We start from the raw sequence: 13728 nt of genomic DNA, 5'->3' as shown, positions 1-13728 counted from the left end.
ACGATGTACCGCACGATGCTGAAATCCAAGATCCACCGGGCCACGGTGACCCAGGCGGATCTGCACTACGTGGGTTCGGTGACCGTCGACGAGGACCTGATGGAGGCCGCCGACCTGCTGCCGGGCGAGCAGGTGTCCATTGTGGACGTCACCAACGGCGCCCGCCTCGAGACGTACGTGATCAAGGGCGAGCGGGGCAGCGGCGTGCTCGGCATCAACGGCGCCGCCGCGCACCTGGTGCACCCGGGCGACCTCGTCATCCTCATCTCCTACGGGCAGATGGACGACGCCGAGGCCGCCGGGTACGAGCCGCGGGTGGTCTTCGTCTCCGAGGACAACCGGATCGTCGAGAGCGGCGCGGACCCGGCGTACGTGCCGGAGGGTTCGGGCCTGCTGTCGGGCACCGTCCTGCTGCCGGACGAGGACATCATCGCGTTCCCAGTGGCGGAGACGGCCGACGCGCGCCGCCTCGACGCGCTGCTGCACGCGGAAAGCTGAGCCAACCCACCGCCGCCGGCGGGAAAGCAGTAAAGGAAACCGCGTGCTGCTCACCGTCGACGTCGGTAACACCAACATCGTGCTCGGCCTGTACGACGGGCAGACGCTCGTCGGCGACTGGCGCATGCGCACCGACGCGCGCATCACCGCCGACGAGCTCGCGCTCACCATGCGCGGCCTGCTCGGCGCGCACGCCGACGCGGTCACGGGCATCAGCGCGCTGTCCACGGTTCCGGCCGTGCTGCGCGAACTGCGCGTGATGCTGGGCCGCTATTACCAGCGGCTGCCGAAGATCGTCGTCGAGCCGGGGGTGCGCACGGGCGTGCCCCTGCTCGTCGACAACCCCAGGGAGGTCGGTGCCGACCGCCTGGTGAACACCCTCGCCGCCCACCACCTGCACGCCACGGCGTGTGTGGTGGTCGACTTCGGCACGTCCACGAACGTCGACGCGATCTCCGCGAAGGGCGAGTTCCTCGGCGGCGCGTTCGCGCCCGGGATCGAGATCTCGGTGGACGCGCTGGCCGCGCGCGCCGCGGCGCTGCGCAAGGTGGAGCTGGTGCCGCCGCGGTCGGTGATCGGCAAGAACACCGTGGAGTGCCTGCAATCCGGCATCCTCTACGGCTTCGCGGGCCAGGTCGACGGCCTCGTCCGCCGGATCGTGCGCGAGCTGGAGCCGGACGGCGCCGGGCCGGTCGCGGTGATCGCGACCGGCGGGCTGGCGCCGCTGGTGCTCGGTGAGTCGGAGACGATCAAGGAGCACGTGCCGGACCTGACCCTGATGGGCCTGCGGCTGGTGTACGAGCGCAACGTGCGCTGAGCGCCCCAATGTGGCGTTCGGTGCGTCAGACGCACCCAATGTGGCGTTCGGTGCGTTCAGCGCAACCAATGTGGCATTGGGGCGCTTTCAGTGCAGCACCTTCAGCCCGACCACCCCGGCGACGATCAGCACCAGGCAGGCGATCCGGCCGAACGACGCCGGGTCGTGCTGGGCCACGATGCCGTAGATGGCGGTCCCCACCGCGCCGATGCCGACCCACACCGCGTAACCGGTGCCGAGCGGGATGGTGCGCAGGGCGTAGGCGAGCCCGCTCATGCTGAGCAGCAGCGCGATCGCGAAGGTGATGATCGGGAGTGGGCGGCTGAAACCCTTTGCCGCGCCGAGCGCGGCGGCCCAGACGGTTTCGAGGACGCCGGAGACGATGAGCACGAGCCAGGACATGAGCGGAGCCTTTCGCAGTGACTTTTCAAGGGCACTGCGTCGTCTTGTCCTGACCGGGTACGACGCTCTCGTCCGGGACGCCGTGGCGTCACCTCTGAAGTTAGCACCGCCCCGACCACGTGGCGGGTGACCTTCGTCGCCAGCGAGTCAGAGCCGGCGGGCGCGGAACGCGGTGGTCAGCAACGGCAGGTCGAACTCACCGTTTCCGGTGGCCGGGTTCGCGCGCAGGGCCTCGCGCGCCGTGGCCAGGATCGCGTCGCGCTCCGCCGGCTCGGACACCAGCAGGTGCGAGTGGGTGGCGATCGTGGCCAGCATCGAGTCGATGGTCCGCCGTTGCGAGTGGTGGAAACGGTTCTCCTCGAACGGCGCGAAGCCCGGCGGCGTCTCCAGCGTCCGCTCGCCGCTCGCCCAGGTCTGGCTCACGCCGCTGCGCACGGTGGCGGAGAACTCGGCGACCCAGGGCACGCTGACGTCGTCGTGGTTCCACAGCGGCTGCACGATCCCGCCCGGCCGCAGCACCCGCGCGATCTCGGCGAACGCCGGCTCCAGGTCGAACCAGTGCAGCGCCTGGCCGATGAACACCGCGTCCACCGACGCGTCGGGCAGCGGGATCTGTTCGGCCTTGCCCTCCAGCGCGGTGACGCCCGGCAGCAGCCGGGTCAGCTCGGCCAGCATCCCCGGGTCCGGCTCCACGGCCGTCACGGAAACACCCAGCTCGACGAGGCCCTGGGTGAGCTTTCCCGTGCCCGCCGCCAGGTCCAGTACGTCCTTGGCCCCGTGGGTGACGCCGTCGAGGCCCCAGGCCAGCGCGGCCCGCGGGTAGTCGGGCCGGTGTTCGGCGTAGGCGGCCGCCTCTTCGCCGAACGACGAGGCGCGCCGGGAGTGCAGTTCCGGGTCATGCGTGGGTTCGGTCACAAGATCTCAGCCTAATACTCGAAAGGCCGCGCTCGTGGCTCGAAGGGTAATCCGGTTGGCGTAGCCGACCAGCGACTTCGTACGCTGTGCGCCATGACCGAATTCCCCGCGTCCGCCGCGCTGCCCGATGACGACCTGCCCGAACAGATGCGGGTGCGCCGGGACAAGCGCGACCGGATAATCGCGGAGGGTGTTGATCCTTACCCCGTCGAGGTTCCCCGCACCCACTCGCTCGCCGAGATCCGGGCCGCGCATTCGGATCTCCCGGCCGACACCAGCACTGGTCAGACGGTCGGCGTCACCGGCAGGGTGATGTTTCTCCGCAATACGGGCAAACTGTGTTTCGCCACTCTTCGTGAGGGTGAGGGCACGGAACTGCAGGCGATGATCAGCCTCGCGAAGGTCGGCGAGCAGGCGCTCGCGGCGTGGAAGTCCGATGTCGATCTCGGTGACCACGTATTCGTCGAGGGCGAGGTGATCACTTCCAAGCGCGGTGAGCTTTCCGTGATGGCGGACAAGTGGCAGCTCACGTCCAAGGCGTTGCGCCCGCTGCCCGTCGCGCACAAGGAGCTGGCCGAGGAAACGCGAATCCGGCAGCGTTATGTCGACCTGATTCTGCGTGACCGGGCCCGCGATGTGGTGCGCACTCGCGCCGGGGTGGTGCGCTCGATGCGCGAGTCGTTCCACCGGCGTGGATTCACCGAGGTCGAGACGCCGATGCTGCAGACCCTGCACGGCGGCGCCGCGGCCCGGCCTTTCGTGACGCATTCGAATGCGTTCGACCTCGACCTGTACCTGCGGATCGCGCCTGAGCTGTACCTCAAGCGCTGTGTGGTAGGGGGGATCGAGAAGGTTTTCGAGATCAACCGGAACTTCCGGAACGAGGGCAGCGACTCCTCGCACTCGCCCGAGTTCGCGATGCTGGAGTACTACGAGGCCTACGCCACGTACGAGACCAATGCGGTGATGACGCGCGAGCTGATCCAGGAGGCGGCGGAGAACGTCCTCGGCACCCAGATCGTCACCCTCGCCGACGGAACGGAGTACGACCTTTCCGGCGAATGGACGACACTCGGGATGTACGAGTCACTGTCGGCAGCGCTCGGTGAAGAAGTGACGCCGGAGACACCGGCGGAGGCGCTGCACAAGTTCGCCGAAGCGCGTGGTATCGAGGTCGATCCGAAGCTCGCTCACGGCAAACTCGTGGAAGAACTGTGGGAACACCTCGTCGGTGACGATCTTCATGCTCCCACTTTTGTCCGTGATTTTCCGCTCGAGACCTCCCCCTTGACCAGGCAGCACCGTACCCGTGCGGGGGTTGCGGAGAAGTGGGACCTCTACATACGCGGTTTCGAACTCGCGACCGGTTACTCCGAACTGGTGGATCCGGTCGTGGAACGCCAGCGGCTGACCGAGCAGTCCCGGCTGGTGGCCGCGGGTGATAGCGAAGCCATGCCTCTTGACGAGGATTTCCTCCGGGCCCTGGAGTACGGAATGCCCCCGAGCGGCGGTGTCGGAATGGGTGTCGACCGGCTGCTGATGGCGCTGACCGGGCTCGGTATCCGGGAGACGATCCTCTTCCCGCTCGTCCGGCCCGAATAGCCGCCGCGCAGAACTGGCTAGGTTTATCTCAATCGAGATTTGCACAGGTAGGGGTGAGCGGGTATTAATACAGGTGTCAAAGACTTCTGTCCCGGGGCTCGCCCCGTACTCAGATCATTCGCGTAAGCCCCCGCAGGAGGAAACAGATGGCACAGAAGGTGCTGGTCTCCCTGGTTGATGACCTCGACGGCAGTGAGGCCGAAGAGACTCTCGAGTTCGGTTTGGACGGCGTGAGCTACCAGATCGACTTGTCCTCGGAAAACGCCGAGGAGTTGCGGGACGCGCTCGCCCAGTACGTCGAGCACGCCCGTCGCGCCGGTGGCCGCAAGCGCGCGGCCCTTCGCCCGGTCGCGGGCGGTAAGGCGGCGGCGCGGCCGGCCACGGTCGACCGCGAGCAGAACCAGGCGATTCGCTCCTGGGCGCGCAAGAACGGCTACCAGGTTTCCGATCGCGGACGCATCCCGTCCGAGGTCGTGGAGGCTTACCACAAGAAGAACTGAGGGGCTCTCACGCTTCGAGGCGGCCGCCGGGTTATCTCCGGCGGCCGTTTTTGTTGTCCGCTTTCTGTCCGGCCCCGGAGTGGGCCGACTGGGCGAACTCGGTCGGCGACTGTCCGGTCACCGCGCGGAAATCGCGGCTGAAGTGTGGTTGATCGCTATAGCCGAGACGGGCGGCGAGTGCAGCGTAATCGGGTGCGAACGTGTCGGCGATCACTCGGGCGGCCTCGTTCAGCCGGTATATCCGGATCGCCCACTTGGGCGTGCATCCGACGTGTTCCGCGAACAGCCGTTGAGTTGCACGTGCAGGCAGCCCGATCGCCGAGGCGAGCTGACCGACCCGAGTGATTTCCGGATCGGCCGCGATTGTTTCCACCGCGTCAGCAGCCGAGCGCGCGGCGGGTGAGAGCGTCACTCGCTTTGCGATCAGCAACTTGTCGACTGCAGCGACCATTTCCTCGTCGGTACACGATTTCCGCACGGATTCCAGCGTTTCACTCCAGGAAGGGCCGAACACGTCGGCCAGCGGGACTGAACGGTCCGCGATGGTGCGCACGGGTGCGCCGAGGAACGGGGCGAAACAGCCGGGCCGGAACCGCGCGCCGAGGCCCTGCACCCGGCCGTCGAGCCGGTGGGTGAACACGGCGTGGGACGGCCCGTGGACGCCCGCGGCGCCGGGGAAGAACGTCACGTGCACGGACAGGTTCGGCAGCACGTGCTGCTCGTGCGGCCCGTCGAGGTCCCAGCGCAGCAGCCAGTGGTATTCGACGGACTCGCGCAGCTCGGGCGCCGGCGCGTGCCGGGTGAGCGTGAACTTCGTCCGCGCCACGTGCTCGTCGACGATGCCGCGGGGGATCCGGCGCATGGGGCCACGGTAGTGCGTCGCGTTCCTTCAAGACGGCGTCCCGCGGAGCTGCTTGGCTGGTCCGCATGCCTGATCACTCCGCCCTGCTGCACCCGGCCGCGGCCGCGTTCCTGTCCGCCGCGGCCTCGGTCGACGATCTCGCGGTGCCCACGCCGTGCTCCGGATACGACGCCAGGGCCCTGCTGAACCACCTTCTCTACTGGGGCCCGTGGCTGGCGGCCGCCGGCAGGCGCGAGGAGTACGCCCCGGCCGTCCAGGAGGCCGAGGCGGGCCTGGTGGACGACGGCTGGCTCGCGGCCCTGCGGAAGCAGACCGGCGTGCTGGTCGAGGCCTTCGAACCGGCCGCGGCCTGGGCCGGCACCGTCACTTTCGGCTCGAGCGAGATGCCCGCCGCGGCGGTGGGCGACATGGTCCTCGGCGAGTTCGTGCTGCACGGCTGGGACCTGGCCCGCGCGTCCGGCGCGGCCTGGACGTGCCCGGACGACGCGGCGGCCGCCGTGCTGGCCGCCGCGGTCGAGATGGGCCCGGTGGCCCGGTCGATGGGCGTCTACGGGCCGGAGGTCCCCGTCGACTCCGCGGCGCCCGTGCTGGACCGCGCGTTGGGCGCCGCCGGGCGCGATCCGGCCTGGACTCCCTGAAAGTCCACCCGGCCGGGCTAATCCTTCAGCGGGAGCAGACCCGCGGGCACTCTCCGCACTCGGCCTCGCCGGGCAGCAGATAGGAGAAACAGCAGCTCTCGCGCCGGCGTGCCCACTCGCGGTGCCCGTCCGGGCCGTCGGTGAGCCGCAGGGTCGAGGCCGAGGTCAACGGCCGGTGGCGCTCGTCGAGCACCAGGGCCGCGTCGGCGACGCCCGCCCCCTCGGCGTCCGGAGTCCCGCCTTGGCGACCGGCCCACCAGAGTGAATTGTCGAGCGCGTCCGTCGCGGCGGCCCACAGCATGCGGCGGCCGAGCCGGCTGCCCGGCGCGTACGCGCGGACGAACTCGGCGGCGTGCGCCACGTACTGGGCCCGCAGCACGCCGGCCAGCGCGCGCTCGTCGCGCACCACCGTGGCCTCCGGCCGGACCGAGCCGGGGTCGGTGGGCAGGCAATAGAAGGCATCGCCCAGCACCGCCATCCCCTCCGGATGCGGGCGGTCTTCGCCAAGGCCGAACGCGAGGCGCTCCGGCTTGAGCGACGGGACCCGCCGCTCGTGGTGCAGCAGCAGCGCGCCGACGTACGCGGGCACGTGCAGGTACCAGGACATGACGTAGCTGGCGGCGGTCCGCGCCGGCGCCGAGCCGTGCTCCCCGGTCAGCCAGGACGACAGCAGCTCGCGCCACTCCTCGAACAGCTCGGGCCGCGCGAGCAGGTCGGAACAGCGGAACCAGCCGACCGGCACGTCCCGTCGCAGCTCCCCGCGCTCCTGCAGCCCCCCGACCCGCAGCAACGAGGATGCGAGGTCGTCGCCGACATCACGCGCATCGCGGAAGGACCGCTGCTGGTTCACCGCGGCCCTCCTGTCCCGTCGAACTCATTAGGCCTGCCTAACCTTACAGAGGATCGCCGGTTGCGCCAATCGGGTGCCCATCTGGTGGAACTCGCAGCTCTCAGTCGTGTTCGCGGTGAGCGGACAGGGGGGTCCGAATGGAATCCGCGTGGCCGTTCGCACGTTCTGCTTGACGTAAAGGTGCAGGGCAACCGGATGATGAGGGGTGACCGGACAGGTCACCGGCCGGGTGCGAAAGGACCACCGAGAGCAGTAGTGGTACGTCAGCGCGACCGCGCGGCTACTACAGTGGTCTGCACGGTGCTGTCCGTCGTGGGTGCGTTCCACGAAGGAAACGGGCCGCCGACGCAGCAGTCGAGGGAGTGCGCATGTTTGAGAGGTTCACCGACCGCGCGAGGCGGGTGGTCGTTCTGGCCCAGGAAGAGGCCAGGATGCTCAACCACAACTACATCGGCACCGAGCACATCCTTCTGGGTCTGATCCATGAGGGTGAGGGTGTCGCCGCGAAGGCGCTGGAGTCGCTGGGCATTGCCCTCGAGGGTGTGCGCCAGCAGGTCGAGGAGATCATCGGCCAGGGTCAGCAGGCGCCGAGCGGGCATATCCCGTTCACGCCGCGGGCGAAGAAAGTGCTGGAGCTGTCGCTGCGTGAGGCGTTGCAGCTGGGCCACAACTACATCGGCACCGAGCACATTCTGCTGGGCCTGATCCGCGAGGGTGAGGGTGTTGCCGCGCAGGTGCTGGTCAAGCTGGGTGCGGACCTGAACCGGGTGCGTCAGCAGGTGTTGCAGCTCCTGTCGGGGTATCAGACGGGGGAGAAGTCGACCGAGTCGGGTTCCGGCCGTGGTGAGGGCACGCCGTCGTCGTCGCTGGTGCTGGACCAGTTCGGCCGCAATATGACGGTGCTGGCCCGGGAGGGCAAGCTGGACCCGGTGATCGGGCGCGGCAAGGAGATCGAGCGGGTCATGCAGGTGCTGTCCCGCCGGACGAAGAACAATCCGGTGTTGATCGGCGAGCCCGGTGTCGGTAAGACCGCTGTGGTCGAGGGCTTGGCGCAGTCGATTGTCAAGGGCGAGGTGCCGGAGACGCTGAAGGACAAGCAGCTCTACACCTTGGACCTGGGTTCCCTGGTGGCGGGTTCGCGGTATCGGGGTGATTTCGAGGAGCGCCTGAAGAAGGTGCTGAAGGAGATCAAGACCCGCGGCGACATCATCTTGTTCATCGACGAGCTCCACACTCTGGTGGGTGCGGGTGCGGCGGAGGGCGCGATTGACGCGGCCTCGATTTTGAAGCCGATGCTGGCGCGGGGTGAGTTGCAGACGATCGGTGCGACCACGCTGGAGGAGTACCGCAAGTACATCGAGAAGGACGCGGCGTTGGAGCGGCGGTTCCAGCCGATCCAGGTGGGTGAGCCGTCGCTGGAGCACACGATCGAGATTTTGAAGGGTCTGCGGGACCGGTATGAGGCGCATCACCGTGTCTCGATCACCGACTCGGCCCTGGTCGCGGCGGCGACGTTGGCGGATCGGTATATCAATGACCGGTTCCTGCCGGACAAGGCGATCGACTTGATCGACGAGGCCGGCGCGCGGATGCGGATCCGGCGGATGACGGCGCCGCCGGACTTGCGGGAGTTCGACGAGAAGATCGCTGATGTGCGTCGGGACAAGGAGTCGGCGATAGACGCGCAGGACTTCGAGCGCGCGGCCCGGCTGCGGGACGAGGAGAAGACTCTTCTCGGGCAGAAGGGTGAGCGGGAGAAGCAGTGGAAGGACGGCGACCTGGATGTTGTCGCCGAGGTCGATGATGAGCAGATCGCGGAGGTGCTGGCCAACTGGACCGGTATCCCGGTGTTCAAGCTGACCGAGGAGGAGACGACCCGCCTGCTGCGGATGGAGGAAGAGCTCCACAAGCGGATCATCGGGCAGGAGGACGCGGTCAAGGCCGTGTCGCAGGCGATTCGCCGGACGCGGGCGGGGTTGAAGGACCCGAAGCGCCCGTCGGGGTCGTTCATCTTCGCCGGCCCGTCGGGTGTGGGGAAGACGGAGTTGTCGAAGGCGTTGGCGGCGTTCTTGTTCGGTGAGGACGACGCGCTGATCCAGATCGACATGGGCGAGTTCCATGACCGGTACACGGCGTCGCGGTTGTTCGGTGCCCCTCCCGGTTATGTCGGGTATGAGGAGGGTGGGCAGCTGACCGAGAAGGTGCGGCGGAAGCCGTTCTCGGTGGTGTTGTTCGATGAGATCGAGAAGGCGCACCAGGAGATCTACAACACGCTCCTGCAGGTGCTGGAGGACGGCCGGTTGACGGATGGTCAGGGCCGGACGGTGGACTTCAAGAACACGGTGCTGATCTTCACGTCGAACCTGGGCACGTCGGACATCTCGAAGTCCGTCAGCCTCGGTTTCTCTTCCGGAGCGGATGTGTCGAACCGCTACGAGAAGATGAAGCAGAAGGTCAACGAGGAGATGAAGAAGCATTTCCGGCCGGAGTTCCTGAACCGGATCGATGACATCATCGTGTTCCACCAGCTGACCCAGGATCAGATCATCCAGATGGTCGATTTGATGATCGGGCGGGTGGAGAAGCAGCTCAAGGCCAAGGACATGGACATCGAGCTGACCGGCAAGGCGAAGGCTCTGCTGGCCAAGCGCGGGTTCGACCCCGTTTTGGGTGCCCGGCCGCTGCGTCGCACGATCCAGCGGGAGATCGAGGACCAGCTCTCGGAGAAGATCCTCTTCGGCGAGATCGAAGCCGGCCAGATCATCCTGGTCGACGTCGACGGCTGGAGCGGCAACCCCGAAGACCGCGACGACGAAGCCCACTTCACCTTCCGCGGTGAGAAGCGCCCGTCGTCCATCCCGGACGCGCCCCCGGTCTCCATCGGGGCCGCGAGCCACGAAGAGAGCAGCGAGCCCGAAGCCGACTGACGTCGGGTCTGGGCCGAGTAGTTCACCAGGAGGGCGGTTCCCCATCGGGGAGCCGCCCTCCTGGCTTTTCCGCGTAGGGTCGGGCCGATGGGGAACCCGCGCCTGGCCCGGCATGCCACTGCGTCCACCGCCCTCTCGCTGCTGAGCGACCGGCAGCTCGCCGCGGTGCTGGACGCCGCACCTGTTGTCAGCACCGGGATCGGTGGGACGGCCGTGCGGCTGGACGTCGAGGGAGTGCCCGTGTTCGCCAAGCGGGTGCCGCTCACGGACGTCGAGCGGGCGCCCGGCAACGTGCGGTCCACGGCGAATGTGTTTGAACTGCCGGTGTTCTACAACTACGGCCTCGGCTCCGTCGGCGGCGGGGTGTGGCGCGAGCTGGCGGTGCACGTGATGGCGACCGGCTGGGTCCTCAGTGGACAGTGTGCGAGTTTCCCGCTGCTGCACCACTGGCGGGAGTTGCCGATGGCCCGGCGGGAACCCGGTGACGCGGCCGAGCGCGAGCGTTCCGTCGAGTTCTGGGACGGCTCCCCGGCGGTCCGGCGACGGCTGGAGCAGCTGGACGGCGCGACGTCGAGCATCGTGCTGTTCTGCGAGTACTTCCCGCACGACCTGCACCACTGGCTGCCCAGTCACCTCGGGGAGAGCGAGCGCGTCGAGCGGCAGCTGCTCGAGGCGGTCGAGTTCATGAACGGCCAGGGGCTGCTGCACTTCGACGCCCACTTCGGCAACGTCCTCACCGACGGCCACCAGGTTTACCTCGCCGACTTCGGGCTCGCGCTGTCCGACCGGTTCGACCTGACCGACGAAGAGCGCGCGTTCGCGAAGCTCAACGCCGGCCACGACCACGCGTACGTCACCACTCAGCTGGTGAACTGGCTGGTCACCGAGGTCGCCGGCACGACCGAGCGGGCCGACCGCGTCGAGTACGTCCGGCGCGCGGCCGCCGGTGGTGCCGACCTGCCGGAACCCGTCGCCTCGGTCGTCGCCCGGCACGCGCCGACCGCCGTGGTGCTGAACGAGTTCTACGGCTCCCTGTACTTCGAAAGCCGCGAAACCCCCTTCCCGGCTGGGGCGCTCACCCGTTCGTGAGACGATGCCCGAGGCCTTCGGGAGGGGAGCGAGTGGACGTCCTGTCGATCGATTTCGGCACTTCCAGCACAGTCGGCGTGCTTTCGGCGTTCGGCCGCGGGCCGCGGGCGATCGAGGTCGACGGCTCCGTCACCATGTCGTCCGCGGTGTACGCCGGTGACGACGGGCTACTGGTCGTCGGCCAGGACGCCGAGCGCCGCGCGCGGCTCGAGCCCAGCCGGTTCGAGCCGAACCCCAAGCGCCGCATCGACGACGGCAAGCTCCTGCTGGGCGACCGCACCTACGACGTCGCCGACGCGTTCGCCGCCGTGCTCCGGCGGATGGGCGAGGAGGCCGAGCGCCAGCTTTCGCGCGGGCCCGGGCAGGTCCGCATCTCCCACCCCGCCGGATGGGGCGCCGCGCGCCAGCAAACGCTGCGTGACGCCGCGATGCGGGCCGGGTTCGCGAACGTCCTCCTCGTGCCCGAGCCCGTCGCCGCGGCTGCCCATTACGCGGCGCTGCGCACCCAGACCCCGCACACGGGTCCGCTCGCGGTGTACGACCTCGGCGCGGGGACGTTCGACTGCGCCGTGGTCGGCATCGGCGCCCAGGGCTTCTCGGTGCTCGCCGAGGACGGCCTGCCCGACCTCGGCAGCCTCGACATCGACCAGGCGCTGCTCGTCCACGTCGGACGGTCGGTCTCGCACGCCGACCCCGCGCAGTGGCAGCAGTTGCTGCGCCCGGAGACCACCGGTGACCGCCGCCGGCGCCGCGCGCTGCTGCAGGATGTCCGCGACGCCAAGGAAAGCCTGTCGCGCCACCAGCAGACCGAGGTGCCGATGCCCGACCCGTTCGGCGACGTGCTGGTCACGCGCGCCGAGCTGGAAGCGCTGGTGCGGCCCAGCCTGCTGCGCAGCGCGGAGCTGCTGGCCGCCACGATCCGCCGCGCCGGGCTGGCGCCCGAGCAGCTCGGCGGCGTGTACCTGGTCGGCGGGCCGAGCCGGATGCCGCTGCTGGCCGGGCTGCTCGGCTCGACCCTCGGCGTCGTCCCGACCAGCCAGGACCAGCCGGAGACGGCCGTCGCGTTCGGGCTGCACCACGTGCCACTCGGCGACGGCGGCCCGAGCCTCACCGTGCCCGCCTTCGCCCCGGTTCCCCCGCCGGCCCGGCCGGGCCAGGCGTGGCCGTCGCCGCACCAGAGCCAGCCGGTGGCCGCGTACCCGAGCCAACCCGTTGCGCCGCACCAAAGTCAGCCCGTGCCCGCGTACCAGAGTCAACCCGTTGCGCCGCAACAGTTCCCGCCGTCCCGGCCGGTGACTCAACAGTTCCCGCCGCCGTCTCAGCCGCAGTTCCCGCCCGCCCAGCCGCTTCCGGCGGTGCAGCTGTGGCAGCCGCCGAAGAAGAGCGCCAAGAAGCCGATCCTGATCGGGGCCGGGGCGCTGGTGCTCGTGGCGATCGTCGCGGTGGTGCTCGTCCTGACGCTCGGCGGTGGCGGCTCCGGCACCCCGGCCGTGGCGAGCGGTTGCGAGCAGCCCGGCACGCCGGACAGCCTGGGGTTCACGCCGTGTGTCCGCCCGCTCGCGGGCACCGTCGCCAGCCGGTCTTCGTGCGCGCCCGCGGACGTGCTCGCCCGGACGGTCTCCGCGCAGAACGCCGTGACCTGCGAGTTCGGCTCCGGCACCGGGGCGGGCAAATCCGTGACGTACTACCAGGGCCTCAGCCTCGACGTGCTCGAAGCCGGTGCGCAGACGCAGATGGGCGGCGGCAGCAAGGTCGTCCGCGGCACCTGGTCGGGCGGTGGGATGCAGGGGCGTTACGTCGCGGGCGTCGGGCCGCTCGCCGGTCTGCTGATCTTCGAGGCCGACGGCCGGCCCGTGTGCGGGATGCTGGTGAGTGTGGACGCCGCCAAGGCCAAGGAGAAGCCCGAAGACCTCGTGCGGTTCTTCACCGAGCAGCTCAAGCCGGGCGTCTAGTTCAACGTCCCGGCGGGCACCGTGAGGTCTTCGCGCACGGACAGGACCGTGTCGACTATCGCGTTCAGCGCCGTGGCCGACTGCTCGACCGGCAGGCTCGGCTCACCGTCGGGCACCTGGTCCGGCGACGACGGCACGTGCACGAAACCACCGCGTAGTCCCGGGAAGTCCGTGGCGAGCAGGTGCATCAGGCCGTAGAAGACCTGGTTGCACACGTAGGTCCCGGCGGTGTGCGACACCGAGCCGGGCCCGTCCGCCGCGCGGATCGCCGCCACCGCGGCCTTCACCGGCAGCGACGTGAAGTACGCCGCCGGGCCGCCCGCGACCACGGGCACGTCCACCGGCTGCGCGCCCGCGTTGTCCGGGATGCGGGCGTCGATGAGGTTGATCGCCACGCGCTCCGGCGTCACGTCCGTGCGGCCGCCGGCCTGGCCGACACAGACGACGACCTCCGGCCGGTGCCGCTCGATCGCGGCCCGGAGCGCGGGCAGCGACGCGTCGAACTCGCACGGCAGCTCCACCGCCACCACGTCGTCGCGTCGCGCGGCCACCAGCGAGACCGCCTGCCAGGACGGGTTGGTCCCCGAACCGCCGAACGGCGCGAACCCCGTCAGCAACACCGTCATCTCCCGCACTCCCTCCGAACGTCCGAACGCCGTTAAGGACTCCTTACCAG

Annotated in this window: 13 protein-coding genes and 1 riboswitch; of the genes, 8 read left to right on the top strand and 5 right to left on the bottom strand. The window is 69.3% G+C overall.

The window, feature by feature from the left end; all coding sequences use genetic code 11:
- Window positions 1-3: 3 nt before the first annotated feature.
- Together panD and OG943_RS33500 are read left to right on the top strand one after the other, a co-directional pair.
- Window positions 4-498: an aspartate 1-decarboxylase gene (gene panD, locus OG943_RS33505; RefSeq protein ID WP_328604926.1), complete on the top strand. Its 495-nt coding sequence runs from the start codon at window positions 4-6 to the stop codon at window positions 496-498.
- A gap of 43 nt (window positions 499-541) precedes the next feature.
- Window positions 542-1315 (top strand): type III pantothenate kinase, encoded by a 774-nt coding sequence (locus OG943_RS33500; RefSeq protein ID WP_328604925.1) that lies wholly within the window; start codon window positions 542-544, stop codon window positions 1313-1315.
- Window positions 1316-1402: 87 nt separating this feature from the next.
- Here OG943_RS33500 and OG943_RS33495 read toward each other — a convergent pair whose 3' ends face one another.
- Both OG943_RS33495 and OG943_RS33490 read right to left on the bottom strand, forming a co-directional pair.
- Window positions 1403-1717, bottom strand: coding sequence for a DMT family transporter (locus tag OG943_RS33495; RefSeq protein ID WP_328604924.1), 315 nt, complete (start codon window positions 1715-1717; stop codon window positions 1403-1405).
- A gap of 33 nt (window positions 1718-1750) precedes the next feature.
- Window positions 1751-1812: riboswitch (guanidine-III (ykkC-III) riboswitch) on the bottom strand.
- Between the two features lie 52 nt (window positions 1813-1864).
- The gene (locus OG943_RS33490) at window positions 1865-2632 is read right to left on the bottom strand and encodes a class I SAM-dependent methyltransferase (protein ID WP_328604923.1); all 768 of its coding nucleotides are present in this window, start codon (window positions 2630-2632) and stop codon (window positions 1865-1867) included.
- A 93-nt stretch (window positions 2633-2725) separates the two neighbouring features.
- Between OG943_RS33490 and lysS the strand changes: the two genes are divergently transcribed.
- Both lysS and OG943_RS33480 read left to right on the top strand, forming a co-directional pair.
- Window positions 2726-4234, top strand: a complete 1509-nt coding sequence (lysS, locus tag OG943_RS33485; protein WP_328604922.1) for a lysine--tRNA ligase — start codon at window positions 2726-2728, stop codon at window positions 4232-4234.
- A 146-nt stretch (window positions 4235-4380) separates the two neighbouring features.
- A complete protein-coding gene (locus OG943_RS33480) occupies window positions 4381-4734 on the top strand; it encodes a histone-like nucleoid-structuring protein Lsr2 (RefSeq protein WP_091617158.1) in 354 nt (117 codons plus the stop codon).
- Between the two features lie 31 nt (window positions 4735-4765).
- Here the strand turns inward: OG943_RS33480 and OG943_RS33475 are convergent, their stop codons facing one another.
- A complete protein-coding gene (locus OG943_RS33475) occupies window positions 4766-5596 on the bottom strand; it encodes a helix-turn-helix domain-containing protein (protein ID WP_328604921.1) in 831 nt (276 codons plus the stop codon).
- 65 nt (window positions 5597-5661) lie between these two features.
- Between OG943_RS33475 and OG943_RS33470 the strand changes: the two genes are divergently transcribed.
- Window positions 5662-6234, top strand: a complete 573-nt coding sequence (locus OG943_RS33470) for a TIGR03086 family metal-binding protein (protein WP_328604920.1) — start codon at window positions 5662-5664, stop codon at window positions 6232-6234.
- A 25-nt stretch (window positions 6235-6259) separates the two neighbouring features.
- On the opposite strand, the gene OG943_RS33465 is transcribed toward OG943_RS33470, so the two are convergent.
- Window positions 6260-7084 (bottom strand): (2Fe-2S)-binding protein, encoded by an 825-nt coding sequence (locus OG943_RS33465; protein ID WP_328604919.1) that lies wholly within the window; start codon window positions 7082-7084, stop codon window positions 6260-6262.
- A 368-nt stretch (window positions 7085-7452) separates the two neighbouring features.
- Here OG943_RS33465 and OG943_RS33460 point away from each other — a divergent pair, with 368 nt between their 5' ends.
- The 3 genes from OG943_RS33460 (at window position 7453) to OG943_RS33450 (ending at window position 13052) form a co-directional block, all read left to right on the top strand.
- Window positions 7453-10011, top strand: a complete 2559-nt coding sequence (locus OG943_RS33460) for an ATP-dependent Clp protease ATP-binding subunit (RefSeq protein ID WP_328604918.1) — start codon at window positions 7453-7455, stop codon at window positions 10009-10011.
- Between the two features lie 87 nt (window positions 10012-10098).
- A complete protein-coding gene (locus OG943_RS33455) occupies window positions 10099-11100 on the top strand; it encodes a hypothetical protein (protein WP_328604917.1) in 1002 nt (333 codons plus the stop codon).
- 32 nt (window positions 11101-11132) lie between these two features.
- On the top strand, window positions 11133-13052 hold the full coding sequence (locus OG943_RS33450; RefSeq protein WP_328604916.1) for an Hsp70 family protein: 1920 nt from the start codon (window positions 11133-11135) through the stop codon (window positions 13050-13052).
- On the opposite strand, the gene pcp is transcribed toward OG943_RS33450, so the two are convergent.
- Window positions 13049-13678 carry a pyroglutamyl-peptidase I gene (gene pcp, locus OG943_RS33445; RefSeq protein ID WP_328604915.1) on the bottom strand — a complete coding sequence of 210 codons (630 nt, stop codon included), beginning with the start codon at window positions 13676-13678 and terminating at the stop codon, window positions 13049-13051. The genes OG943_RS33450 and pcp overlap by 4 nt on opposite strands.
- Window positions 13679-13728: the final 50 nt, after the last annotated feature.

The sequence above is a fragment of the Amycolatopsis sp. NBC_00345 genome (genome assembly GCF_036116635.1).
Classification (GTDB): Bacteria; Actinomycetota; Actinomycetes; order Mycobacteriales; family Pseudonocardiaceae; genus Amycolatopsis.
This window is presented reverse-complemented; position numbering and strand designations above follow the sequence as displayed.